The sequence below is a fragment of the Viridibacillus sp. NPDC093762 genome (assembly GCF_050279675.1).
Taxonomy (GTDB): Bacteria; Bacillota; Bacilli; order Bacillales_A; family Planococcaceae; genus Viridibacillus.
The window spans coordinates 1-22,372 of sequence record NZ_JBNNUK010000008.1 but is presented as its reverse complement, the minus strand read 5'-3'; the positions used below and the strand labels follow the sequence as shown (position 1 = coordinate 22,372).

Annotated in this window: 16 protein-coding genes, 7 tRNA genes, 1 pseudogene and 1 riboswitch; of the genes and pseudogenes, 5 read left to right on the top strand and 19 right to left on the bottom strand. The window is 35.6% G+C overall.

What is annotated here, in order from left to right:
• Positions 1-394: 394 nt before the first annotated feature.
• The 5 genes from guaD to ACQKM9_RS11590 all read left to right on the top strand — a co-directional run bounded on the left by guaD (position 395) and on the right by ACQKM9_RS11590 (position 6,795).
• A complete protein-coding gene (gene guaD, locus ACQKM9_RS11610; RefSeq protein ID WP_427734507.1) occupies positions 395-1,765 on the top strand; it encodes a guanine deaminase in 1,371 nt (456 codons plus the stop codon).
• 64 nt (positions 1,766-1,829) lie between these two features.
• Positions 1,830-3,182 carry a uracil-xanthine permease family protein gene (locus ACQKM9_RS11605; RefSeq protein ID WP_427734506.1) on the top strand — a complete coding sequence of 451 codons (1,353 nt, stop codon included), beginning with the start codon at positions 1,830-1,832 and terminating at the stop codon, positions 3,180-3,182.
• A gap of 367 nt (positions 3,183-3,549) precedes the next feature.
• Positions 3,550-3,861, top strand: a complete 312-nt coding sequence (locus tag ACQKM9_RS11600; protein WP_427734505.1) for an ArsR/SmtB family transcription factor — start codon at positions 3,550-3,552, stop codon at positions 3,859-3,861.
• 79 nt (positions 3,862-3,940) lie between these two features.
• Positions 3,941-5,116: an MFS transporter gene (locus ACQKM9_RS11595; RefSeq protein ID WP_427734504.1), complete on the top strand. Its 1,176-nt coding sequence runs from the start codon at positions 3,941-3,943 to the stop codon at positions 5,114-5,116.
• A 219-nt stretch (positions 5,117-5,335) separates the two neighbouring features.
• Positions 5,336-5,435: riboswitch (purine riboswitch) on the top strand.
• A 193-nt stretch (positions 5,436-5,628) separates the two neighbouring features.
• Positions 5,629-6,795: an MFS transporter gene (locus ACQKM9_RS11590; protein WP_427734503.1), complete on the top strand. Its 1,167-nt coding sequence runs from the start codon at positions 5,629-5,631 to the stop codon at positions 6,793-6,795.
• A 374-nt stretch (positions 6,796-7,169) separates the two neighbouring features.
• Here the strand turns inward: ACQKM9_RS11590 and ACQKM9_RS11585 are convergent, their stop codons facing one another.
• The 19 genes and pseudogenes from ACQKM9_RS11585 to ACQKM9_RS11495 all read right to left on the bottom strand — a co-directional run bounded on the left by ACQKM9_RS11585 (position 7,170) and on the right by ACQKM9_RS11495 (position 21,581).
• The gene (locus ACQKM9_RS11585) at positions 7,170-8,075 is read right to left on the bottom strand and encodes an ATP-binding cassette domain-containing protein (RefSeq protein ID WP_427734502.1); all 906 of its coding nucleotides are present in this window, start codon (positions 8,073-8,075) and stop codon (positions 7,170-7,172) included.
• A gap of 23 nt (positions 8,076-8,098) precedes the next feature.
• The gene (locus tag ACQKM9_RS11580; RefSeq protein ID WP_427734501.1) at positions 8,099-9,292 is read right to left on the bottom strand and encodes an ABC transporter permease; all 1,194 of its coding nucleotides are present in this window, start codon (positions 9,290-9,292) and stop codon (positions 8,099-8,101) included.
• 11 nt (positions 9,293-9,303) lie between these two features.
• Positions 9,304-10,422: an ABC transporter gene (locus ACQKM9_RS11575; protein ID WP_427734500.1), complete on the bottom strand. Its 1,119-nt coding sequence runs from the start codon at positions 10,420-10,422 to the stop codon at positions 9,304-9,306.
• 566 nt (positions 10,423-10,988) lie between these two features.
• A pseudogene (locus ACQKM9_RS11570) lies at positions 10,989-11,324 on the bottom strand (cupin domain-containing protein).
• Between the two features lie 211 nt (positions 11,325-11,535).
• Positions 11,536-11,757: a DUF3923 family protein gene (locus tag ACQKM9_RS11565; protein WP_427734499.1), complete on the bottom strand. Its 222-nt coding sequence runs from the start codon at positions 11,755-11,757 to the stop codon at positions 11,536-11,538.
• Positions 11,758-12,173: 416 nt separating this feature from the next.
• On the bottom strand, positions 12,174-13,976 hold the full coding sequence (gene glmS / locus ACQKM9_RS11560) for a glutamine--fructose-6-phosphate transaminase (isomerizing) (RefSeq protein WP_427734498.1): 1,803 nt from the start codon (positions 13,974-13,976) through the stop codon (positions 12,174-12,176).
• A gap of 568 nt (positions 13,977-14,544) precedes the next feature.
• Positions 14,545-15,897 carry a phosphoglucosamine mutase gene (gene glmM, locus ACQKM9_RS11555; protein WP_427734497.1) on the bottom strand — a complete coding sequence of 451 codons (1,353 nt, stop codon included), beginning with the start codon at positions 15,895-15,897 and terminating at the stop codon, positions 14,545-14,547.
• A 47-nt stretch (positions 15,898-15,944) separates the two neighbouring features.
• The gene (locus ACQKM9_RS11550; protein ID WP_427734495.1) at positions 15,945-17,246 is read right to left on the bottom strand and encodes a CdaR family protein; all 1,302 of its coding nucleotides are present in this window, start codon (positions 17,244-17,246) and stop codon (positions 15,945-15,947) included.
• Positions 17,243-18,085: a diadenylate cyclase CdaA gene (gene cdaA, locus ACQKM9_RS11545; RefSeq protein ID WP_427734494.1), complete on the bottom strand. Its 843-nt coding sequence runs from the start codon at positions 18,083-18,085 to the stop codon at positions 17,243-17,245. Before cdaA ends, ACQKM9_RS11550 begins: the two co-directional genes overlap by 4 nt.
• Before the next feature lie 116 nt (positions 18,086-18,201).
• A complete protein-coding gene (locus ACQKM9_RS11540) occupies positions 18,202-18,822 on the bottom strand; it encodes a zf-HC2 domain-containing protein (RefSeq protein ID WP_427734493.1) in 621 nt (206 codons plus the stop codon).
• A gap of 13 nt (positions 18,823-18,835) precedes the next feature.
• Positions 18,836-19,399 (bottom strand): RNA polymerase sigma factor SigW, encoded by a 564-nt coding sequence (gene sigW, locus ACQKM9_RS11535; RefSeq protein ID WP_038186582.1) that lies wholly within the window; start codon positions 19,397-19,399, stop codon positions 18,836-18,838.
• Between the two features lie 256 nt (positions 19,400-19,655).
• Positions 19,656-20,561 carry an arginase gene (gene rocF / locus ACQKM9_RS11530; RefSeq protein WP_427734491.1) on the bottom strand — a complete coding sequence of 302 codons (906 nt, stop codon included), beginning with the start codon at positions 20,559-20,561 and terminating at the stop codon, positions 19,656-19,658.
• 251 nt (positions 20,562-20,812) lie between these two features.
• A tRNA-Lys gene (locus ACQKM9_RS11525) sits at positions 20,813-20,885 on the bottom strand.
• A 13-nt stretch (positions 20,886-20,898) separates the two neighbouring features.
• Positions 20,899-20,973, bottom strand: a tRNA-Gln gene (locus ACQKM9_RS11520).
• Between the two features lie 30 nt (positions 20,974-21,003).
• Positions 21,004-21,087 (bottom strand) — tRNA-Tyr (locus ACQKM9_RS11515).
• Between the two features lie 12 nt (positions 21,088-21,099).
• Positions 21,100-21,175: transfer RNA gene (locus ACQKM9_RS11510), tRNA-Val, on the bottom strand.
• Positions 21,176-21,202: 27 nt separating this feature from the next.
• Positions 21,203-21,277 (bottom strand) — tRNA-Glu (locus tag ACQKM9_RS11505).
• 143 nt (positions 21,278-21,420) lie between these two features.
• A tRNA-Thr gene (locus tag ACQKM9_RS11500) sits at positions 21,421-21,493 on the bottom strand.
• Between the two features lie 13 nt (positions 21,494-21,506).
• A tRNA-Asn gene (locus ACQKM9_RS11495) sits at positions 21,507-21,581 on the bottom strand.
• Between the last annotated feature and the right edge of the window lie 791 nt (positions 21,582-22,372).

Here is a 22,372-nt window from a genome sequence, read left to right as displayed (position 1 = left end):
AGCTCACAAATATTTATTTTCAATTTCATCAAAATTGCCTTAAATAATCGAACATAACCTTCTTCATTCAATTCAATTTAATTTCATCACCAAATCCATACTTAAAACTGATTTATCTGATTTCAACTTAATTGTTTTATCCGCTGTCACTCCTATTAAATATTCATTCTTATTAGAAATAAATGGTCGCAATAAAAATCTAGAACGCCATAATTTGAGTGGCGAATTTTAAATCCATTTACAAAAAAGTATTTATTAACTAAAACAGAGCAATTTATCATCTGAATTTCACAGATACACTTATCAATATATTCGTTTTTTTATAGACTTAACGTTCTAAATACCCTATAATAATCGATATAATACATAAAATACGAACATTAAGGTGATTTTTATGACTAAATATACGCAAATTTTCAAAGGGACGGCTTTTTCTAGTACGTCTCCAAAAGAAATACAAATATTAAAAGATTATCTATTTTTCATTAACACCGACGGCATGATTGAAAAAGTCGTTGCACCAGAACATATCGACTATCAAAATTTACTAGATACATATCAAGATAAAGCAAACTTTCATCAATTAAATGATGGTCAGTATTTCTTACCTGGATTTATCGATCTACACGTTCATGCTCCGCAATGGGCTCAATCTGGAACTGCATTAGACATTCCTCTATATGACTGGTTGAACAAATATACCTTCCCAATCGAATCTAAGTTTTCAGATTTAGATTTTGCAAAAGAGGTTTATGAAGATTTAGTCAGCACCCTACTTGCTAATGGCACAACTACATCACTATATTTTGCAACTGTTCATAAAGAAGCGAGCTTATTACTAGCTGAAATTTGTGCTAAAAAAGGGCAACGCGGTCTAGTTGGTAAAGTTGTCATGGATGATCCTGAACAAAATCCCGATTTTTATCGTGACGCAAATACTCAAACAGCTTTAGCAGACACAGAAGAATTTATCTTAGCTGTTAAAGAGTTAGCAAAATCAACAAAACAAGGTGTTTACCCAGTTGTGACGCCACGCTTTATACCAAGCTGTACGGATGATGCTTTAAAAGGTTTAGGGGAATTAGCTGCTAAGTATGATACACATGTCCAGTCTCACTGCAGTGAAAGTGATTGGGAACATGGTTACGTACAAGATCGCTTCAAGAAGAATGATGCTTTTGCCTTACATGATTTCGGTCTATTAGGCGATAAATCCGTAATGGCACATAGTAATTTCTTAAATGATGAAGATGTAGAGTTATTTGCTGAGACAGGAACTGCCGTAGGTCATTGTCCAATCTCCAATGCTTATTTCGCTAACGGCGTCATTCCAATCGCTCACTTACATTCAAAAGGTGTTGATATCGGTTTAGGTTCTGATGTTTCTGGTGGTTTTTCACCAAGTCTATTCGATAACGCTAGACAAGCTGTCATGTCATCTAGAATGTTAGAAGATGGTGTCGATACATCGCTTGCAGCTGAAAAGCGCGGTGTACCAAATTCACGTATCACAATTAATGAAGCATTCTATTTAGCAACTGCTGGTGGTGGAGAAAGTTTAAGCTTACCTATTGGTCGCTTAGAAGAAAACTATACTTGGGATGCACAAATCATCGATACAAAAATATCATCTGCAAAATTACCGATTTTTGATAAGAATGAAGATCTCAACGATATCTTCCAAAAGATTATGTATCTTGTTCGACCAGAAAACATTAGTGAAGTCTGGGTTCAAGGAAACAAAGTGCACGAAAGAACAAAGTAACCTGAAATATCATTTGTGGAATGAAAGCATTAGACAAACTTAAAATTTTGAGGTGTGCATCTTAGTGGAAACGCAAAATAATAAGCTAGCTAAAGATAATATCAATCCCCCCCATTTAACTGTTTTACCCGATGAAAAAGTATCATTCGGTCAATCAGCCCTACTAGGTTTACAACATGTAATGGCTATGGACGTCTATGTAGTACCTTTCCTGATTGCCATGTTAATCGGTCTACAATCAGGTCAGTCAACAGCATTGATTCAATCTACTTTTATAGCAGCAGGGATTGCAACGATTGTCCAAACTTATTTCTGTATGAAACTACCTATTGCCCAAGGCCCATCTTATGTTCCACTTGGTGCAATTGTTGGTATTTATGCCGCTAGTGGCGGTGGTGATCTAGGTTGGAGCTCAGTGTTAGGAGCAAGTTTAATCGGCGCTATTTTAGTAATCATTTTAGGCTTTACTGGAGTTTTCAATAAGATTGTGAAAACTTTCATTCCACCAGTTGTCGGAGGTACAATTATCTTCGTCGTTGGTCTTTCGTTAATGCCTGTTGGTTTAAGTAATAATATCTATAACGGTGCAGGTGCTACGATCAACCAAAACATCTATTTAGCTCTTATATCCGCTGTTGTACTGATCATTTGCGTTATGCTAGGTTCTTTCTTCCGTAAGAAAGGTCGCATTTTCCGAATCACTTCTGTAATTATTGCATTAATCGCAGGTAGTGTTGCTGCTAAATTTATGGGTGTATTAGATTTATCGGCAGTTTCACAAGCAAAATGGTTTAGCATGCCTCAAATCCCTTTTGCAGATTTCGGTTTCACATTTAATATTTCTGCAATTATTACAATGGTTATTATTTATATTGTTTTAATGGCTGAAACAACAGGTACTTGGTTTGCTGTAAGTAATGTAATCGACAAACCATTAACTGATAAACAAATTAATCGTGGGGTTATTGGGGAAGGAATTGGCTGTTTCATCGCTTCATTATTAGGCTCAACTCCTGTAACTGGATACTCAACGAATGCAGGTGTCATTTCTATCACAGGTATTGCAAGCCGTCGTGTCTTTGTGGCTGCCGGCGCTTGGTTTGTATTGTTCGGATTTTCAGGTAAATTAGCCGCTTTAATCTCTGCGATTCCATCAGCGGTAATCGGTGGTGTATTCGTTATCGTTTGTGGCATTATTGCAATTAGCGGTTTACAAGTGATGAAAAATGAGCGAATTGGTGAAAAAGAAATGTACGTGATCGCTGTACCAATGATTTTAACATTAGCGTTAACGCTTCTTCCTGACGATTTCTTATACTCTTTACCAACTACAGTACAATATTTATTCGGCTCACCTGTTGCAACAGCAGCAATCGTAGCGATAGTGTTGAATAAGTTATTACCTAGTATTAAATAAAATGACTAGATTGAAGGTTGGTGGATTTCAGAAATACTCTCCCTTCTCTAATGCGATAAAAAGATATACTAAACCTCTGCTTAACATTTAATTGAGCGGAGGTTTTTATTTTATGTTTGTACTGGAGCAAGTCAATCGATGAAGAACATATACGAAAACACTATATTTGCTCTTGAGCAATCGTTTTTTTATCGAATTCCTATCACTACATTTTCAAAAAAATTCATGCTGTTCTATTGCTTCATAGAATACGTCAATATGGTTCCAAGTTTTCACGTACATAAGATGAGGTCTTATTCGATTTACTACTTCTTTCCCAATTTCTTTTTATATTTACAAATCTATAAAATTAGATATAATGAAATACATGGAACCTTTATTAATTTATAAAGCTTTATCTAATGAAACTCGTAGTCAAATTATGTTGTGGTTAAAAAATCCCGAGGAATTCTTTGATGAAAGACCTTATTTAGAACAAAACCTCAATTTCCAAATTGGTGTATGCGTAGGAGATATTCAAGCTAGAGCAGGACTTGCACAATCTGTTATTTCTAGTTATTTATTAACTATGCAAAAAGCTGGCTTGTTGGAATCTGAGCGAATTGGAAAATGGACGTACTATCGCCGGAACGAAAAAACTATACAAGAATTTTCCGAGTACATCAAAAAGAAACTATAAAAGGAGTGGAGTTCTTTTTTTTGCTTAAACATATCTACAATTATAGATATGTATATATGAATGGAGGATTACATTTAAAATGAAAAAAATTAACCCGTTGCTAATCATTATTCTAGCTTTAGGCGTATTCGGCATTATTACTACTGAAATGGGTATTATAGGTGTCCTACCCCAGGTTACTGAAAAATTTAATATCTCGACTTCACAGGCCGGATTGCTTGTAAGTATATTTTCTTTAGTCGTTGCCATTTCAGGTCCATTCCTGACGTTACTTGCTTCTGGTATTAACCGTAAAGTCATTCTATTAACTGCTGTTTTTATTTTTGCGATTTCAAATATTGTTTATGCCTACACAACTAAGTTCGATGTGATGTTAGTTTTCCGTATCATCCCTGCTATTTTTCATCCTGTCTTTTTTTCAGTTGCCCTCGTGACAGCAGCTAATCTTGTCTCTCCGGAAAAAAGTAGCAAAGCAGTTACAAAAGTTTTCTCCGGAATAACGGTCGGGTTTGCATTTGGCGTGCCTTTGACTTCTTATCTTGCGGAAAAGATTTCATTAGAAGCAGGTTTTCTATTTGGAGCTGTTGTTAGTATAATTGCATTCATAGGAATACTATCTTGGCTTCCCTCCATGCCTGTTAAGGATAAATTGTCTTACGGTAAGCAGCTTGGGATATTACGCAAGCCCCAATTGTGGCTAAATATCGTAACAGTTATTTTCATCTTTGCAGCTATGTTTTCTGTGTACAGCTATTTTGCTGAATATCTAAGCCAAGTGACTCATATGAACGGGTCGTGGATTAGTATCATGTTGATGGCTTTTGGTACAATTATGATTTTCGGGAATTTTTTATTTGGAGGTTTTTTACACAAAAGCATTATAAAGACCGTTATCATTTTCCCTCTACTATTTGTAGTAGTATACTTATTTACTTATTACCTCGGTTCTTATTCCATTCCGATGGTTGTGATCGTATTCATTTGGGGGGCTGTGCATTCTGGGGGGCTTATTGTCAGTCAAGCATGGTTAACGACTGAGGCAAGAGAAGCTCCTGAATTCGGAAATAGCTTGTTTGTCTCATTTTCCAATCTTGGTATTGCCATTGGAACTACTATCAGTGGTTGGTTTATCTCTCACTTTGGAATACATAATTTAATCTGGGTCGGAATTGCATTTTCACTACTTGCTTTCATACTAATCATGTTAAAAATACAAATTTCCAAACCGAGTGCATCGGAAGTAAACATGCGTTAAACTAACTGGAATCGTTAGTTCGATAAATGCACTCAGTAATAGATTGTTTTATTTTTTATGAACATAAAGCTCGGGACTAGCTTATCAGTTTTGGAATGGAACCATTCTTATTTATCGTAATTTTCTAATGTTATTATCAATAGTCGTGTCGAATGATGTGAAATTTATGCTTGAGTAATAACGAATGGTGTGATAATCTGAAAAACAGATAAATTTTCTTAGAAATTAATTGAAATTATATGTATAACCTCAATAATACGGCTTGAGGGTCTCTACCAGGAACCGTAAACTCCTGATTACAGAAAATGTCTTTTCATTTTTTGTAGTCAGGAGTTTTTTTGTTTTCCAATATTAGGTAATAACCAATTTATAATTTGTGAAGAGCAATTCGTAGGTGAATATAATGACAATTTATGATTGATGAGTAAAGTTGGAAAGTTTTTCATTTACTTTTACCGTCAATAGCTAAGTATTCTATTTTATCAATTTAGTAGGAAAAGGAGAATTTTATAATGAATTTTAAAGTTTTTATACTCGCAGCTTCTACTGTCGCAGTAGGACTCGTTGAATTAATTGTAGGTGGAATATTACCAATTATCGCTGATGATTTAAATGTGACTCTTGGTACCGCAGGGCAGCTTATTAGCGTATTTGCACTTGTGTTCGCTATTTCTGGGCCTATACTTCTTACACTAACCGCAAGAATTGAAAGGAAACGTTTGTATCTTATTGCACTTTTTATATTTTTCATTGGGAATTTGATGACATATTTTAGTCCTAACTTTTCTTTAATAATGGTTTCAAGAGTTATAACTGCAATGAGTACTGCACTAATTATTGTACTATCGCTAACGATTACAGCGAAGATTGTTTCGCCTGCTCATAGATCTAAAGCTATAGGCGTTATTTATATGGGGATTAGTTCTTCACTTGTTTTAGGAGTACCTCTTGGTATTTTGATTAGCAATGCTTTTGGATGGCGAGTAATATTTCTTGGGATTGGTTTCTTATCAATCGGATCTATGATTCTCATTCACACATTTTTAGAACCGATACCTACAGAAGGAGATGTTAAGCCGCTATCTGTACAACTAAAGGCACTTGGAAGTTTTAAAATTGCTAGTGCACATCTTGCAACAATGTTCACTTTAGCAGGGCATTACACAATTTATGCTTATTTCACTCCTTTCTTAGAATCTACTCTAAATCTTAACCAATATTGGATTAGCATATGTTATTTACTGTTTGGTATTTCAGCAGTATTTGGCGGGGCATTTGGGGGCGCACTTGGAGATTGGCTAGGGGCACCTAAAAGTATTTTACTAGTTATTGGCTCCTTCGCCTTAGTATTATTTTTGCTCCCTTACTCAACTATTTCGCTTTTCCTATTCCTAGTGGTCATGATGATATGGGGCGCACTAAGTTGGAGTCTTGCTCCACCTCAACAAAATTATCTTATTCAAACTGACCCTAATACTTCTGATATACAGCAAAGCTTTAACAATTCTGCTTTACAAATTGGGATTTCTTTAGGATCTGCAATCGGTGGTATCGTACTACAACAAACGGGTAGAGTCACAAGTACAGCACCTGTTGGAGGAGCAATTGTAATTATAGCTTTACTATGTGCGATATTCTCTCTAACGAGACCTGCTTTAACAGTGAACGAAGCTAAGTGAATAAATGAAAGTACAAGTCAGGCAATATATCTTAAAATTAACTTAAACAAACATTAAAAGAAGGTTGTTGATGAGCCACAATACTTGTCAGCACCCTTTATTTCACTCAGCATTAAGGCTTACTGTAGTGATACTAGATCGTCTTGTAATTTTGGAATAACTTTTAGCGTCATGGACTTACCTAGTAAGGAACATCTTGAATTTTTAGCTAACCCCTATAATCTACTTTAATGCCTGAACCGTTCTTTGCTTCATTCATTTTTGAATGCATATGTTCTTTTTCTATTTAATATAAAAATACCCCCTTAGATAATTCTATCCAAAGGAGTAAAATGGTTAAACTATTTATAGCATCTAAAATTTATATAACCTCATCATTCTTGATAATACATAGAATACAAATCATTTAATGTTACTTTCCCAAAACTAAACTCTGTTATTTGATTGTCTTTAAGAAATGCTAAAATATTTCCTAATTCACTCGAATCATATCCGCGGACATCTAGTAAAGTAGCGCCATTTGACAATGATCGTACTTTTGTTTCTGGAAACTCTTTTGAAATCTCTTCTTTTAACTTATCGGTCATTTCTGATATTCGAACTGTTGTGATTTCTCTTTCTTCAAACCCTGGAGATATGGTATTAACAAGTATTAACTCGCCATTTTTTATAAAGAAAATACGATCCGCATATTTCTCTAAATTCTCTAATAAATGGGAAGCTACAATAATCGTTTTCCCTTCGGACTTCTTTTTAACTAGTATTTGCGAAATAAGTTCGACATGAGTAGGATCCAATCCATTCATCACTTCGTCCATTAACATGACTTGGGTATCTGATACAATTTGCATCGCAAAACAAAGCCTTTGGCGCATTCCCAGAGAATACGTCCCTGTACGCTTATGTATATATGATGCCATTCCTAGTTCTTGTATCGTATTGTCAATCAATTTTGGATTACTATTCCACATTGTGGAGTAAATTTTTAGATGCTCTTTTCCGGAAATCTGATTATATAAGTCACTTTGATCAGGCATCATGGATACTAATTGATGCATTTTCACTTCATTCTTTTTATTTGTATATTCTAATTCATCATTTAAAATGACTTTTCCACTATTTGGATTAATGTAATTCATGATGACATTCATAAGCGTTGACTTCCCCGTTCCATTGGGAGCTACCAAACCAATAATTTCGCCTGAATTGAACATTACAGAGATGTCTTTTAAAATGTCTCTCCCCGAAAACTGAACAGCAATATTTTTTAATTCAATCATACCTTCCCTCCATCTCTGTTAAACTAAAGTAGCTTAAATTTTCTTTGATTACTGATCAAGAAAGTCAAGATCAGAAAAATAAACGAACACAATCCCATTACCAAGATTCCATTACCAAAAGTGAGTGTTTCAGAGCCATAGAGAAAGTTCCGATACCCTGAAATTATTTGTCCTACTTGAACATAGCTCGTTGGATACCATTGAACATTCCAAACAGCACCAAGCCCTCTTTCAAAGTAAATAAATTCAGCAATAACAAACATGAAACCTACCACTAAATTTGCAAACTCGTTTTTTAACAACACACTTACAAGTAGTAACAATGAAATGATGAACAAAAACCACAAAACAATGAATAGCATGTTTTGAACTAGATATTCCCCCATCAATATATTTGAAAATACATCCTTACCAGCAGAATAAATTGGAACAGGTAAATCAAAATCACCAAACCCATTTCGACCACCTATTATCAATAGACCTACAGAAAGTGGGATTATCGCTATGAGACTTCCTAATAAGGAAACTAATCCTTTAACAATTAACTTTCTCCAATCTGAAAGTGGCAAACCTTGTAACAATGTAGGATTCCGTCGATCCTTCAACACGATATCCACAGTGAGGAGTATACAGCTAACAATAAGAATTAGCGGCAGGTAAGAGTTTAGCAGGCGTTGCAATGTTTGTAACGCAGTCCTTTCTTCGAAAACATTTACAGATAAATTGGATTTCCCTTCAGCATATCCTTTGTAACGACTTGCAGAATATAAATACGCATAGTGTCCGTCCATCGTTGCATAATTATTTCCAAATGTATAGTAACCCGGATTGTAGTATAGGACACCCATTGCATTGGGAAAAGTCAGCTTATCAGAGTACGTATACCACTTAGATGTAGCTTCAGCATACTCTTGCAGGTTGTGCTGTTTGATAGCGTCTAATCTTTCTCCTTCATATTCATTCCATTCTTGAAATATTGAGACTGCATAACTCGATAAATGGTGCGTCCCTTCACCAATCACAACATTATTTAGAAATGCTTCCCTCGTTAAATACCGTGCCTCAATTTCACTTACATCTACTTTTTCAATTGGGTTATATGTTGGAGCTATTTTTAGTGCAAAATCACACGAGAAGAAAAGTAGAATGACATAAATTGCAATATTTTTTCTATTGCTAATAAATTGTAAAAATTCAAACTTAAAATACGCCCACATGATCTCATCCCCTATACCCTTTTTAGTTTTCCAGTAGTCAAGAATAGCTTTACAGCGATTACCATTATGGCAATACTCATCCAGATATAAAGAAGTCCATGTGTGCTATTTAAAGCGACTGGGTTTTCAAGATCGAGCGTCCGCCCATTCAATATGTTAGAAAAATCCAAATAGTTAAATGGGTTAAATGGAACAAGATTCATCATGTTTGGAAATAACATAGGGAAAATAAACAATAACAATTCTAAAAATAGCGTCAAATACATATTCTTCAATAAAACATTTAAAATTACTGATAATAGAATTGCAAAAATGGCAATACTAATCATATAAAGTATAGATAAACTTATGTATTTGTATATTGGATAAGCTTCAAAAATACCATTAAAGATGGCAATAGGATAAGAAGGATTTCCTAATCCCTTAAAATAAACCAATGGCAGGCTACAAACAAATAACTCTAGAAGAAATACACCTACTATGAGCATCGATGACGTACATTTAGCTACAACGTATTTATCAAAAGCTATAGGATAACCCTTAATCAGAGATGTATGTTGGAATTCTTCTATCATGATTCCACATGAATAAATACACATGAAAATAAACCAAACCGAACCTAACACACCAAATAGGTAAGCGAGAAATTGAAAGAAAGATAATGAATCAATAGTTAGTAAAATCCCTGTTTTCTTCATATATTGATAAAATACACTATCCAATTGATTTTCTACTTTCGAAGGTAGATAAATCGCAACATCATCAAACCCCTCCATATCAAATGACTGAGCTCTTAAATTTGCAAGGTCTATCGCTGTATCCAAAAACAAGTCCGGTCGATCCATTGTTAGTGCCATACGTTGCTTAGCTACAAATTGTTGCTGACGTACTAAATTCTTATATAAGTCGCTGCCATTCCCGCTATCAGTAGCATCTACATTTTGAAATCTATTCAAAGCTGAAGAAAGCGATTGATATTCACCCGATTTTTCTATGACTGAGTTTCCTAAATCCTCGGTTTTCACAAATAAAACTAAGCCAAAAACAAATAATGCAACGATAATACAAGCAAAAATATTTTTTTTATTTGATTTCTCTAGGATAAAAAAAGTCCTTAACATCTTCCACATAAGCATCCCCCCAAATAAATTATTTAAAAAACAATTTATTTTAATCTCTGTATTAAATACGAATATAATAATTAGTACTAAGACTTTTATATTTAGTAGTATCGAAATATTATATTCTTCAAAAGTCAATCAACATACCAAAATTGTAGGTACGAAATATACCTACAGTTTTACTGTGTGTGAACTAGACATGGTAAATTAACAACGCGATACTATCGGTATGTAATGATGATTATTTTGAATATTCGATAGCATCACCCATTTTTAAAACCACTCAAATATACTATTAGAACTAAACACCCCATCCTCTTGGCGCATTCAGGACGAAGAAGTAGTTGAAAAGCTAAACTACGCTATTCTTCGCTGTATCTATTCTATTCTATTCTATTCTTTTCGCTAAAATCCTCCTAAATTTTTGAAATTGAGAATATAAATAACTTTTTTCATTCTATAAACTCTTGATTTGATTCAATTGCATATAAAAAGCTATCGTTTTGAATAAAGATTGATCAAAACGATAGCTTTCCTTTGTTTTTTATAAAAAAGATTAATTATTTTGATGCTCCTTATTCCACTAAAATCCTATCACCTTTACTTGTCGGTTGAGAAGTCACCAAAAACTCAACTTCATTACCTATTAAATATTTGGTGTGACACTAAAAGAGGAATTTCCACTCCCTCTTGCGGATTTATAGTAATCTCTTTACCATCTACCACAATGATTGCTATTCCTGATAAGACGAGGAAAAATTGGCGTGTCTTTGGTGATAATATTTAACTTCAGATGTATTAGCAGACATACGTTCATGAATAATACTTAAATCTTGATTTTTCAATAGATGCCATCCATCACAATTATCTCCCTATATGTAATATTCAGCATTATGTTTACTTTTTCGCATCACTTCTATATCCCCCTTGTGTTTATAATACAATCTTACACATTCCTTATGGAACTAACCCGCACCGTCTGTTTAAGTATATTTATTCATAAGCTATTATCTGGTTTAGTTAAATAAAAAAACCTTAGAAAATAATCTAAGGCAAAAACATTGCAACTTTATTTAAGAGCTATAAGTTCTGTAGCTTTAGATGAGTTTGGGTGCTTTTTTATTATTGGATAGATACTTTTTTGCTTTTTCGGGCAAAGTATAGAAAAAGTAATTGAAATAATAAAATAAAAACGAAAACAAATCCCAATACAATAAATGCTACTATTCTTAATTCTGGTGTTTGTTCTAAGCCAGAACCATCTACTTTTCTAACCCCAATAAATATTGCTGTAGCAACAAATAACACTAACCAAAATAGACTAGTTATCCACCACAATTTCATCACACTAAAACTCCCTTTATTTACTAAAAATATATCATACTGTATATTTTATCAAAAAAACTTGCATTAATATGAATAAATTATTTTTATTGAATCAAAAAACTCAAGAACATTGTTACATCAGTGTTCTGATGTTTTTTTATTTGAGCGATTATTTGCATAAGCTATTTATAAAGATTGATCAAACTTTATTTAAAATAATCGAATTTTGTTATAAATTATCAACTTGAATTCTAAATCTAGAATTCAAGTTGAAGAACAAAAATCCCGGAGAAAACAGACTTAAATAAATTTATACTAAAAAACTCGATCCATGGCTAATGGATCAAGTTTTTTAGTTGATTTCATATATACCGTTGAATGTCAGTACCCGACTTTGTTGTCATTCAACAATTCATCCTTATAATAACAATTTCCTATTCAACCGTAACTGATTTAGCCAAGTTACGTGGTTTATCTACATCACAACCGCGATAAAGTGCTGCATAGTAGCTTATAAGCTGTAACGGCACTACTGACATAAGTGGTGTTAGTAATGGGTGTACTTGTGGCAGGACGATAGCGTCGCCATCTTGTTCCATGCCTTCCATAGAGATAATACATGGGTTTGCACCACGTGCTGTTACTTCTTTAACATTACCTCGTATATTTAGGCTAACTGATTTTTGCGTAACAAGTGCAATTACTGGCGTGCCTTCTTCAATTAAAGCAATTGTGCCATGTTTTAGTTCTCCTCCAGCAAAACCTTCAGCCTGGATGTAAGAGATCTCTTTTAATTTCAATGCACCTTCTACACTTACGCAATAATCGATATTACGACCGATGAAGAATGCATTACGTGTTGTTGATAAATATTCTTTAGATGCTATTTCAAAGACTTCTTTTGAATCGACGATTGACTGAATTGCATTTGCTACGATAGCTAACTCTTTTTTCAGATCGAAGTTTACTGCAATTCCTTGAGATTTTGCTTCTACATATGCCGCAATTGCTAGTACCGCCACTTGGGCTACATATGCTTTAGTAGAGGCTACAGCGATTTCTGGACCAGCATGTAAAAGCATTGTGTAATCTGCTTCGCGTGACAGTGTTGAACCAGGTACGTTTGTAATTGTTAACGTTGAATAACCTAGCTCTTTAATTTTAACTAATACTTGGCGGCTATCTGCTGTTTCACCAGATTGTGTGATAAAAATGAAGAGTGGCTTTTCAGACAGTAGTGGCATATTGTAGCCAAATTCGCTTGAGATATGCACTTCAACTGGAATACGTGCGATTTTCTCGAAGTATTCTTTCCCTACTAAACCAGCATGATAACTTGTGCCTGCTGCAATAATATATAGGCGATCTGCTTCGTGCAATGCTTCTGCAATTGCAGGGTCGATAGCCAGTTCACCTTGTTCATTTTCATAAGCTTGAATGATTTTACGGACAACACTTGGTTGTTCATCGATTTCTTTCAACATGTAGTGAGGATATGTGCCTTTTTCAATGTCACTCATATCCAACTCAGCTGTATATGGCGAACGTTCTACTACTGTGCCATCTAGGTTTTTAATCGTCATCGCTTCTTTTCGTACGATAACGATTTCTTTGTCATGCAGTTCTACAAATTGATCTGTTACTTGTAGCATTGCCATAGCATCAGATGCCACGACGTTAAAACCTTCACCCATACCTACTAGTAACGGACTTTTGTTTTTAGCGACGAAGATTGTTTCTTCTTCCGCTGCATCAAGTAAAGCAATAGCATATGAACCGTGTAGTAAAGCTAATGTATAACGGAATGCTTCTTCTGTAGTCATTCCATCAATCACAAACTTTTCAACTAACTGCACAATAACCTCTGTATCTGTATCGGATTTCATATCCACGCCTTGTAAAAATTCTTCTTGTAATAAATGATAATTTTCAATAACACCATTATGCACAAGTGTAAATCTACCTGATGCACTTTGATGTGGATGCGCATTAAGTTGGTTTGGCACGCCATGAGTTGCCCAACGTGTATGACCAATTCCTGTGTTAGCTAAAACGTCTTCTTCTACTACTGCGCGTAAGTCAGCGATACGTCCTTTTTCTTTAAAGACTGTAATCCCTGCTTCATTACGAAGTGCGATACCTGAAGAGTCGTATCCACGGTACTCTAATTTTTCAAGGCCTTTTAAAAGGATTTCTTTCGCATCCAAAAAACCGATATATCCAACAATTCCACACATATTAAATTCCTCCGAAGTTTGCAAAATTAGCCGCAAGAAAGTATACCTCGTCTTCCTAAGAAGTCGGGGATACTTTCTTATGCTGCTGTGTCTTTGCCATTTTGTTTCTTTGTCCGTTCGATTACTCAAACGTTTTATAAACAAAATTTCGATCGGGCAATGGCGATCGGGAGGCATCCGCCGAAACTTTCGATACTCCTCCACCTCGTCTGCTGAAGATTTCTGTCGTCCAATTTCTTCAGCGCTGGCGCTATAATTGTTTTCCTTTGTTTTATGCGCTACTTTTGATTCCTCCTTCTGCGCAGCTACTATCGTAGTATAAAGATTAACTCTCTATACAGCAGCACCTTCATCATACTTAAATCGCTATTCATAGTCAATCAGAAACATGTTTTGAAAAGGTTTACAAGGAAAAATAATATTTCCCACTATATTATACGTTAAAATTGCACATTTTGTTCCACATTTTAATAATTCTCTATTGAGAGGTTAAGAAGTTAGTAAATTGAATATGATTTAAAATACAAAAAAGGCAAGCATCTTGAAATATGCTTGCCCTTATCTTCTATTATTCAGTTAGTCCCATTTCTTCTTTTACAACTGCTGCAATTCGTTCTGCATAAGCTGCACAATTCTCGGTTGTTGATGCTTCAACCATTACTCGAACTAATGGCTCAGTTCCCGATGGTCTAACAAGAATACGGCCATTACCATTCATTTCTTGCTCTACTTCAGCAATTACTGCTGCCACTTTTTCATTTTCTGTAACAGCATATTTATCTGTTACACGAATATTAATTAACTTTTGAGGGAAAATCGTCATCTCTGCTGCTAGCTCAGATAAGGTTTTACCTGTTGATTTCATCGCATTAACAAGTTGTAACCCTGTTAGTAAGCCATCACCCGTTGTGTTGTAATCAAGGAAAACGATATGCCCTGATTGCTCTCCGCCCAAGTTATAATCCCCTTCGCGCATAGCTTCTACAACATAACGGTCACCTACTGCAGTTTGGATACTTTGCATACCATGTTCTTCTAAACCTTTATAGAAGCCCATGTTACTCATAACCGTAGATACAACTGTATCTTTGTTTAAACGTCCTTTTTCTTGGAAGTGTTTAGCACAAATATACATGATTTGATCTCCGTCAACGATATTACCCTTTTCATCGACAGCAATTAGTCTGTCACCATCACCATCAAATGCAAGTCCAACATCTGCGCCTTTTTCAACAACCATTTTAGCTAGTTCTTCTGGATGTGTAGAACCTACTCCATCGTTAATGTTTAAGCCGTTTGGTGAAGCTCCCATCGTTGATAAATCTGCTTCTAAGTCTGCAAAAAGGTGTGCTGCAAGTGAAGATGTTGCACCATGTGCACAATCTAATGCAATATGAATACCTGTAAACTCTTCCTCTACTGTCTGTTTCAAGTATTGAATGTACTTTTGACCGCCTTCTAAATAGTCACTTAATGCTCCTAAGTCACCACCTGTTGGGCGTGGTAGATCATCTTGTTCTTGGTCTAATAAAGCTTCAATTTCTGCTTCTTGTTCGTCAGAAAGCTTAAAACCATCGGGACCGAAGAATTTAATACCATTATCTGCGACTGGGTTATGAGATGCTGATATCATTACACCTGCTTGACCACTCATAACACGTGTTAAATAAGCCACTCCAGGTGTACTAATGACACCAAGGCGCATTACTTCTGCTCCTACTGACAGCAAGCCGGCTACAAGCGCTCCTTCAAGCATTTGTCCAGATATACGTGTATCACTACCAATTAATACTTTTGGACGTCCTGTGGCTTTTTTCGTTAAAACGTATCCACCGAAGCGACCAAGTTTAAATGCTAACTCAGGCGTCAGCTCACTATTGGCGACTCCGCGGACGCCGTCTGTACCGAAATATTTACCCATTTTGTTCTCTCCTTCAAAACTATCTACGATCCTTCAATCAATTTCGTTTAAGATATTTGTTCTATTCGAAGATTGGCGATGTTATTAGAAAGTGACCAGTTTAACTTTCTTGGTCCATCAACTTGAATAGGTAGCTTATGATTTCCATCGTGCTTATCTGCTGCTTCAATATATAAATCGAAATCATTGATATCTAGATTTGCTAACTCTTTTTCATCACCTTTAACGGTTAATGTAACTAAACCGTTCTTTGGTGTAATAAAATTACTTCTATAGCCCTCATCTAGGTTTCGAACGTCAACAGCTACATTCTTAAATTCCTTTGAACTTACAATTGATGAAGTCTCTTCTTGATCAGTCTCTTGTTCTTCGTCTTTAATTACTTCTTCATTAGTATTTGATTCGTTTTTCTCAACTACAACTTGGACTTTAATGCTGTCTTCGGACAACCGTGAAATGCCCTCTGGCTTATCAATATCTATTTTAAAGATACCAGAGTTTTTGATTTTAGATACATCCACATCCACATTAAGTTCTTTTGTATTTTCAAGAGCAGCTTTTGATCCGAATAAAGTCATCTTGCTCGTTATAGGCGTCAATGACTTTATCGTGATATCTTTACCTGGCGTCCCTTTTTGATTTAAGACGACAGGTACTTCCTTAGTATACTCTCCAATGTCAACATTCACTTTAATCTTTTCTGGCTTCACTTGGACATTTAATTTGTTCATATCACGATCTAGTATTTTGACATTCGCTTCTTGTTCAAAGGAATTCCTTAGTCCTTGCTCACCAGTAACTGTCGCTTTTACATAGCTTATGCTATCTACTACACTTTTAGCGCCAGTAACTGATACCGTATTAGGATTCGCTGTCATACTTTTCACGTAATAGTCTTCTGCCAGTAGTCTTTCATTAATTTCCGGATCGATTTTAAATGTCCTTGTTACTCTTTCTTCAATTGAAATATCAATTGTTGATGGGTCCATTTGTACCGATAGTTTATCAGAAAAATTTTCATGTTGAATCGTTACTTTATGTTCCCCAATTGTTTGTTTACGTAAATCTACGAATACAGTATAATCGCTCACTGCTTTCGTTTGTAAGACGATGGCCATTGGACCCTTAATCGTAACATCTACGGTTTTTGGAACTCCTGTAACGATTAAACTCTCATCATCATAGTAAACCTGTACGGGTACATTATGAAGCACATCTACCTGTGTCCCTGATGAGAAGCCATCAGAACTATCTTTTTCTTTTGGCTGAACCGTAAAGAATAGGAGAATCGCTAATATCAGGGCTGTAATTCTTAAAAACCATGGGCTGTCAATCCATTTATCCATCATTTTTTAATCCCCCTCCAGCTCCACTTAGAGGTATTTGTTGCTTCTTGCTCGGGACCAAACCACGCTTTACGTAAACGTGCTTCAAATTCTTCGATTGAAAGGTCACGGTGTAAATCTCCATTAACCGTTAAACTAATTGCTCCTGTTTCTTCTGATACAATAATTGTGATTGCATCAGTCACTTCACTGATACCGATAGCGGCCCTATGTCGTGTACCTAATTCTTTCGAGATAAACGGACTTTCTGATAATGGTAAATAACAAGCTGCTGCAGCAATTTTGTTCTTTTGAACGATTACTGCTCCATCATGTAATGGTGTATTAGGTATGAAGATATTAATCAGTAATTCAGACGAAATTTCAGAGAACATCGGAATCCCTGTTTCTATATAATCATTCAAGCCTGTTTCGCGTTCGATTGAAACAAGCGCTCCAATACGTCGCTTCGCCATATAACTAACAGATTTTGACATCGCGCTTACTAAGCGTGTACGCTCTTCATCCTCTTGTAAATTACTACGGGCAAATAGCTTACCACGACCAAGTTGTTCAAGTGCTCGACGTAACTCTGGTTGGAATATGATGATAATTGCGAGGAAACCAAAATTGATAACCTGTTGCATCATCCATCCCAGTGTATTAAGGCCTGCATATACAGTAATAATACGAATAATAATGATGACGAATATTCCCTTTAATAATTGGACAGCTTTTGTTCCTCTTATTAAGGTTAAAATTTTATAAATAACAAACCATACAAAAAGAATGTCAAGAATGTTCATCAACATCCTAATCCATACATTGTCGGTAAATTGTGTAATTTCATTAATAAAAGACATGTGGATCCCCCACTTTTCTAGCGAGTGCATATGTGTTCAGTATAGCACAACTCTTACTTTACTTGCTTAGATGAAACAGAAAAGTCTACCTCAAACAGTAGACTTTTTCATTTGTTTTATTCGTTTTTCCCTAAAAATGAAAGTATTTCTTTTCCGCCATTTTTAATTTTATACCAAAGCCATTCAAATGCTTGGTTAATCTCATCTATTTGACCTGTGACATTTGCTGTTGAAGCCATATATTGACCATTAATCACTGTGATATTACCATCTACCGAACCTTCTACAAGGATATCTCCATTCTTCACTACGATATCACCTGTCACAGTCTTCCCTGCAGGTACGATGACTGTTTGCCCATCTACAACTAAGTTTGGCTGTTTGGTCACTGAAAATTCCTTATTATCATTAAAGCCCGTAAGAAGTGAGGTGCTCATTAAAATACAAAACATTGCTGCTGCAACGAATATAGGATGACGACGTAGCCATCTTTGGACACCGACTCCTGATTTTCCTTTAGGTAAACGAATCATAACGTTTTGCTTGAAATCCAGAGGTACTGAAACGACGGCAGCACTTTTGACAAAGGCAATTGTGCTATTTAGCTCCTGCATATGTTGTCGACAGTTATCACAGCTTTGCAAATGTGCTTTTAGCTCGATTTCGTGTTCACGACTAATATCACCATCTAAATATTCATGCATGTATTCACCAATATGTTTTGGACACGCATTCATAGTGAAATCCCTCCTACAGATTGCCTAATTGCTTTCTCAGAGCTTCACGACCTCTGTGAATTCGAGTTTTGACTGTCCCAAGTGGCATATCCAAAATCTCACTAATCTCCTGCAATGGCAATTCCTCTATATACTTTAAGACAATGACTGTTCGATATTTATCTGGCAACTGGCTAATTTCATACTGAATTCGCTCCTGCAGCTCCATTCTTTCTACTTCTTCCTCAGGCAGCCTATCTGATGAGGAAATTTGAGAATACATATCTAGACCGTCCGTTCCAGCAACTTGCGCATCTAAGTAATAGTCCGGTTTCTTCTTCCTTATACGGTCTATACATAAATTTGTCGCTATACGGTACAGCCAAGTCGAAAATTTTCGATTCAAATCAAAAGTGTGAAGATTAATATACGCACGAACAAATGCCTCCTGCGCTATATCTTCCGCTTCATGTTGATTGCCAAGCATGCGATAACAAACTTGGTACAGCTTTTGCTGGTAGAGGCTCACAATATCAGAATACGCACTTTGATCGCCTTTCAGCACTTGTTTTATTCTCTTGTTGATTAATGCGTCCATTGTGATTTCCCTCCGCCCATGCGGCTGTTATTCTATATACGAGTCGCCTATAATGTAAGTTTCATTTTTTTAAAAAGTTTTTTAAGCTACAAAAAAACTTTCTTCCATAATTATAACAAATATGTAAGTAAAAATGATTCAAATTCATAAGAAACTCCTCTTTTCATGACTTAATTACTTATCAATAAGTTCCCATTTCCAAAAAACCTCAACTTTTCGGCAATTATAAAAGGACGGGCATGCCCGTCCTTTTACATTACATTAATTTTTCACCGAATAACGATCCCATTAAGGCAACTGCTACATCTGCTGTTTTATTTTTTTCATCTAGGATTGGATTTACTTCTACAAACTCAGCCGAAGTAATCATTTCTGATTCATATAACATCTCCATCGCTAAATGGCTCTCACGATATGTAATGCCTCCTGGAACAGGCGTCCCAACACCCGGCGTATAAAGCGGGTCGATTCCATCTAGATCCAGTGACAAATGCAATCCATCTACATTTTTTTCTCTCAAGTAAATAATTGCATCTTGAATAACTTTAGTCATACCCTCTCTGTCAATTTCATGCATTGTGTACACTTTGATACCTTTTTCTTTTATTAATTCGCGTTCCCCTGGATCCACCGAACGAGCACCGATAATAACAATATTCTCAGGTTTCACTTTTGGAGCATAATTACGAATGTTTATAAGTTTTTCATGGCCAAGTCCAATACTTACAGCTAGTGGCATACCATGAATATTACCCGACGGTGAAGTATCACCTGTATTCAAATCGGCATGCGCGTCATACCAAATAACTCCTAGATTCTCATAATGATCTGATAAACCTGCAAGTGTACCTATTGCAATACTATGATCCCCACCTAGTACAAGTGGAAAGTGGTTTTGTGAAACGACATCATGAACTTTATTTGCAAGTTTTGTACTGGCATCAGTTACAGCTGATAAATTTCGTAAGTTTGTATCCTCTGACACCTCACGCTCAGATACCCCAATCTGAATATCACCCTCATCTATCACTTCATAGCCTATTGCTTCTAATCTTTCTACAGCGCCCGCATATCGAATCGCACTTGGTCCCATATCAACCCCACGGCGCGTTTGACCAAGATCCATTGGTACACCTATTAATGAGATATTTAATTTATACATTATTTTATTCCCCCTTTGTGAATTACCTATATTGTAAATGCTACAATCCTGTTGACTCAACCCCACAAAATTCTGAATATTTATACAAACAATTAAACGCTTAAATAGAGAATCCAGTTTCAACTAAAGTAAGTACTACACTATCCTTTAAATTGAATTTATCAGTAGTTGTACAAAGTTACGCACTCTAATAATCACAAAAAAACCTCTTTCTACAAAGTGTAGAAAGAGGTTGAAATATTATATGAAAGTGAGCCATGTAGGATTCGAACCTACGACCCTCTGATTAAAAGTCAGATGCTCTACCAACTGAGCTAATGGCTCATAAAATTAAAAATGGCTGGGGTACCTGGATTCGAACCAGGGCATGACGGAATCAAAATCCGTTGCCTTACCGCTTGGCTATACCCCAACAATGAATAATGAATATTTTATATAAAAATGGTGGAGGGGGACGGATTCGAACCGCCGAACCCGAAGGAGCGGATTTACAGTCCGCCGCGTTTAGCCTCTTCGCTACCCCTCCGACAAAAAAATATGGTGGAGGATGACGGGATCGAACCGCCGACCCCCTGCTTGTAAGGCAGGTGCTCTCCCAGCTGAGCTAATCCTCCATGGATATGTAAAAAAAATTTTAAAAATGGTGACCCCTACGGGATTCGAACCCGTGTTACCGCCGTGAAAGGGCGGTGTCTTAACCGCTTGACCAAGGGGCCATTAATGTTGTACTGCTTAAACAGGACAAGAATTATATTAACATCCTTTTAACAAAAATGCAATACTTTATTTAAAAAATATTAAAAATTACATCTTACTAAACAAAATTCAATATATTTCTACTTCTTGATAAATAATTGAAAGCTTCCAACCGGGCTCGAACCGGTGACCTCTTCCTTACCATGGAAGCACTCTACCTGCTGAGCTATGGAAGCATAGACAAAAAAATGGCTCCGAAGGTAGGACTCGAACCTACGACCGATCGGTTAACAGCCGATTGCTCTACCACTGAGCTACTTCGGAACAATAATATTATCGCTTCTTTAGACGTTACATTTGTCTAACACAAATATTATTATAACAGCATATTAAAACATTTCAAGCTATTTAAGGAAAAAAGTTTCAATTATTTTACACTTAAATATACCTATATTTTATTGCAGTAATTCTAACTATCATAAAAGCCCTATTTAAGCGTTTTAAGGCGTTTTAAGCGGGAATCTACCGTTAGATTACCCATACATATCGCTTATGCTCATAGAGGCTAATACAATGATAATATCATAACATTTTGTATATCATATTTACTTTGAATTATTTTACCTTTATCCGCAAATGCCGTTTTTTGTATATTCTCAGTACTATATTTTTACCATTAACCGCTAAAACCATTTCATTAGTATAAGAAAATTGTGCTTTAATATATTGGTCATTGAGATAGTATACTTATCGTATATCCTTTTCAAAAATGTCGATAATCATTGAAAATGAGCGTAAGAAAATTGCATTGGAATTATTTTAGTATGGCTTCACACTCAAGTTATTATGTAAATAAAATAAGCTCACATACTCTACATTATAAAACTCAATAACTAGATGCCTATCTATATCTATTTTATACAGTTCAAGGGTAGCTAATGGCGAGTTCTAATAAAAGTCTAAGGTCGCTAAGACTATTGTATAAAGTATATTTGATGTATTATATTTTTCAAAATCAATAAAAAAGCACAACTGATTAAATCAGCTGTGCTTTAGTGTGCCTAGCAACGTCCTACTCTCACAGGGGGAAACCCCCAACTACCATCGGCGCTAAA

Coding starts and splice junctions, on each gene's coding strand:
- guaD (WP_427734507.1), top strand. CDS start 395: ATGACTAAATATACGCAAATTTTCAAAGGGACGGCTTTTTCTAGTACG.
- ACQKM9_RS11600 (WP_427734505.1), top strand. CDS start 3,550: ATGGAACCTTTATTAATTTATAAAGCTTTATCTAATGAAACTCGTAGT.
- ACQKM9_RS11595 (WP_427734504.1), top strand. CDS start 3,941: ATGAAAAAAATTAACCCGTTGCTAATCATTATTCTAGCTTTAGGCGTA.
- ACQKM9_RS11590 (WP_427734503.1), top strand. CDS start 5,629: ATGAATTTTAAAGTTTTTATACTCGCAGCTTCTACTGTCGCAGTAGGA.
- ACQKM9_RS11585 (WP_427734502.1), bottom strand. CDS start 8,075: ATGATTGAATTAAAAAATATTGCTGTTCAGTTTTCGGGGAGAGACATT.
- ACQKM9_RS11580 (WP_427734501.1), bottom strand. CDS start 9,292: ATGTGGGCGTATTTTAAGTTTGAATTTTTACAATTTATTAGCAATAGA.
- ACQKM9_RS11575 (WP_427734500.1), bottom strand. CDS start 10,422: ATGTGGAAGATGTTAAGGACTTTTTTTATCCTAGAGAAATCAAATAAA.
- ACQKM9_RS11565 (WP_427734499.1), bottom strand. CDS start 11,757: ATGAAATTGTGGTGGATAACTAGTCTATTTTGGTTAGTGTTATTTGTT.
- glmS (WP_427734498.1), bottom strand. CDS start 13,976: ATGTGTGGAATTGTTGGATATATCGGTTTTTTGGATGCGAAAGAAATC.
- glmM (WP_427734497.1), bottom strand. CDS start 15,897: ATGGGTAAATATTTCGGTACAGACGGCGTCCGCGGAGTCGCCAATAGT.
- ACQKM9_RS11550 (WP_427734495.1), bottom strand. CDS start 17,246: ATGATGGATAAATGGATTGACAGCCCATGGTTTTTAAGAATTACAGCC.
- cdaA (WP_427734494.1), bottom strand. CDS start 18,085: ATGTCTTTTATTAATGAAATTACACAATTTACCGACAATGTATGGATT.
- ACQKM9_RS11540 (WP_427734493.1), bottom strand. CDS start 18,822: ATGAATGCGTGTCCAAAACATATTGGTGAATACATGCATGAATATTTA.
- sigW (WP_038186582.1), bottom strand. CDS start 19,399: ATGGACGCATTAATCAACAAGAGAATAAAACAAGTGCTGAAAGGCGAT.
- rocF (WP_427734491.1), bottom strand. CDS start 20,561: ATGTATAAATTAAATATCTCATTAATAGGTGTACCAATGGATCTTGGT.